Source organism: Mesorhizobium sp. M2A.F.Ca.ET.037.01.1.1, from assembly GCF_003998075.1.
Taxonomy (GTDB): domain Bacteria; phylum Pseudomonadota; class Alphaproteobacteria; order Rhizobiales; family Rhizobiaceae; genus Mesorhizobium.
Genome location: NZ_RZSA01001001.1, coordinates 1 through 2,311 on the forward strand (window position 1 = coordinate 1; position 2,311 = coordinate 2,311).

The 2,311-nt window shown below is 64.3% G+C and carries 3 protein-coding genes; all 3 read right to left on the bottom strand.

Annotation, left to right across the window (positions count from 1 at the left end; all coding sequences use genetic code 11):
• The coding region (locus EOA27_RS32520) for a substrate-binding domain-containing protein (protein ID WP_145970685.1) at positions 1–763 on the bottom strand (763 nt) is incomplete at its 3' end.
• 41 nt (positions 764–804) lie between these two features.
• Positions 805–1,800: an ABC transporter permease gene (locus EOA27_RS32525; protein ID WP_126078689.1), complete on the bottom strand. Its 996-nt coding sequence runs from the start codon at positions 1,798–1,800 to the stop codon at positions 805–807.
• 78 nt (positions 1,801–1,878) lie between these two features.
• Positions 1,879–2,311: ATP-binding cassette domain-containing protein (locus EOA27_RS32530; protein WP_145970686.1), on the bottom strand; the 433-nt coding region annotated here is incomplete at its 5' end.

The following is a 2,311-nucleotide window of genomic DNA, read 5'->3' on the forward strand; positions in this document are numbered from 1 at the left end:
CGGCCGAGTAGATCTTGATGCCCTTGTTCAGGCCCGCCTCGTCGACGGCGATCTTCACGCCCTTGGCGAACTCGTCATAGGGCGCGAACATCACCTTGATGTCGGGATGCGCCTGCAGCACCGAGCGCGCCTGGTTGGCGACGGAGTTGGCGATCGGGTTGTCGAGCGTGCCGAACTGGGCGACCTCGCTGATGCCCGAATATTTCTTCTTCACATCCACCCAGGTCTCGTTGCGGCGGTCGAGCGGGGCGATGCCGGCGACATAGACATAGCCGGCCTTCCAGCTCTCGCCATTGTCCTTGACCGCCTGTTCGAGCGCCAGCTTGGCGAGATCCTTGTCCGACTGCTCGATCTGCGGGATCTTCGGGTTCTCGACATTGACGTCGAAGGCGACGACCTTGATGCCGGCGTCGACCGCGCGCTGGGCGGCGTCCTTCATCGATTCCGTCAGGCCGTGCTGGATGATGATGCCCTGGACGCCGAGCGCGATCGCCTGGTCGACCATGTCGGCCTGGAGCGCGGCGTCCTGGCGGCTGTCCAGCACGCGCAGGTCGACACCGAGCGCCTTGGCCTGCGCCTCGACGCCCGAGAGATAGGCCTGGAAGAAGTCACCGGTCGAGAGATAACGCACCAGCGCGATCTTGACGCCGGGCTTGTCGAACGGCGCCGGGCGGTCCGCCGCCAACGCCGTGCCCTGCATCAGCAGCGCCGCGCCGGCGAGGCCGAGTGCCGCCTTCCCCAAAAGTCTCCTTGTGATGCTCACTTTTTCCTCCGTTTGTGTTCTCATCAATGTCCCGGTCGCAACTATCTCTTGCCCCTGCCGGAAAGGGCGAAGGTGAAGACAAGGGCGACGACGAGCACCGCGCCCTTGACGAAATCCTGCGTGTAGTAAGGAGCGTTCATCATCGTCAGGCCTTGCAGCAGGACGCCGACGAACACCGCGCCGACGGCGGTGCCGAAGGCGTTGGGCTTGGCGGCGCCGAGCACCGCGTAGCCGATGAGCGCCGCGGCGACTGCGTCGAGCAACAGATTATTACCCGAGGCGATGTCGCCGCGTCCAAGCCGCGCGGCGAGCAAAATCCCGCCGATCGAGGCAAAAACTCCCGAAATGACATAGGCCCAGATTTTGTATGCCTTGACAGGCGCGCCGGCGAGCTCGGCCGCCGTTTCATTGCTGCCGACGGCATACATCATGCGGCCGAAACGGGTGTATTCGAGGAAGAACCAGATCAGCAGCGCGAGCACCACCAGCACCACCACAGAGACCGGGATCAGGTTCGGGATGAAGAAGTCGATGCGGTGGCGGCCGAGCGCCAGGAAGGCTTCGGAGAACTTGCCGTTGGCGACCGAGCCATCGGGCATGGTCATGCCGGTGGCGATCGAGCGTCCTTCGGTCGGGATGCGCTGCAGGCCGAGCAGGAGGAACATCATGCCAAGCGTCGCGAGCAGGTCGGGCACGCGCATATAGACGATCAGCCAGCCATTGATCAGGCCGACGATGACGCCGATGACCAGGCAGGAGATCACCGCGACGATGGCGTTCTGCTCCAGCACGACCATGGCATAGGACGCCGCCATCATGGCGCTTGTGGCGACCGAGCCGATCGACAGGTCGAAACCGCCGACGACCAACGTCGCGGTGACGCCGAGCGCCAGCACGCCGGTAATGGCCACCGACTGGAAGATAAAGACCGCGCTCTGCGGCGAAACGAAACCGTCGGCAGCGATCGCGAAATAGGCGATCAACCCGACCAGCAGGACGATGAAGCCGTAGCGGATGGCATAGTCGCGCAATGTCATCGAACGCTCCCGCGCTGTTGTCCTCTCTGCCAAACTAGAACTCATGCCTGCACTCCAAGTCTCGTCATCCGCACGATCTCACGCAACATCATGCAGCGGTCCGCCGGCCACTTCCGCCAGCAGCCGGTCGAGGTCGATATCGGCGTTCCTGTGCTCGCCGACGATCGTGTGTTCCGACATCACCAGGATGCGGTCGGCGGTTTCCAGCGCCTCGTCGATCTCGGTGACGAAGATCAGCGTCGCGCGGCCGTCGGCGCTGGCCCGAAGCTTCGCGGCGATATCGCGCCGGGCCGAAATGTCGACGCCCTGGAACGGCTCGTCGAGGATGAAGAGGCGCGAGGCCTGCGACATCCAGCGCGCCACCATCACCTTCTGCTGGTTGCCGCCAGAGAGCGACGAAAGCTCGTCCTTCTCGGAACGGCAGACGATGCCGAGCTCGTCGATCTGGCGGCGGGCGGCGACGCGCTCGGCGCGCTTCTTAATGACGCCAAGGCTGGACATGCGCCTGAGG

Bases quoted from the DNA above. Each gene is read 5' to 3' on its own strand.
- EOA27_RS32525 (WP_126078689.1), bottom strand. From the start codon at position 1,800: ATGACATTGCGCGACTATGCCATCCGCTACGGCTTCATCGTCCTGCTG.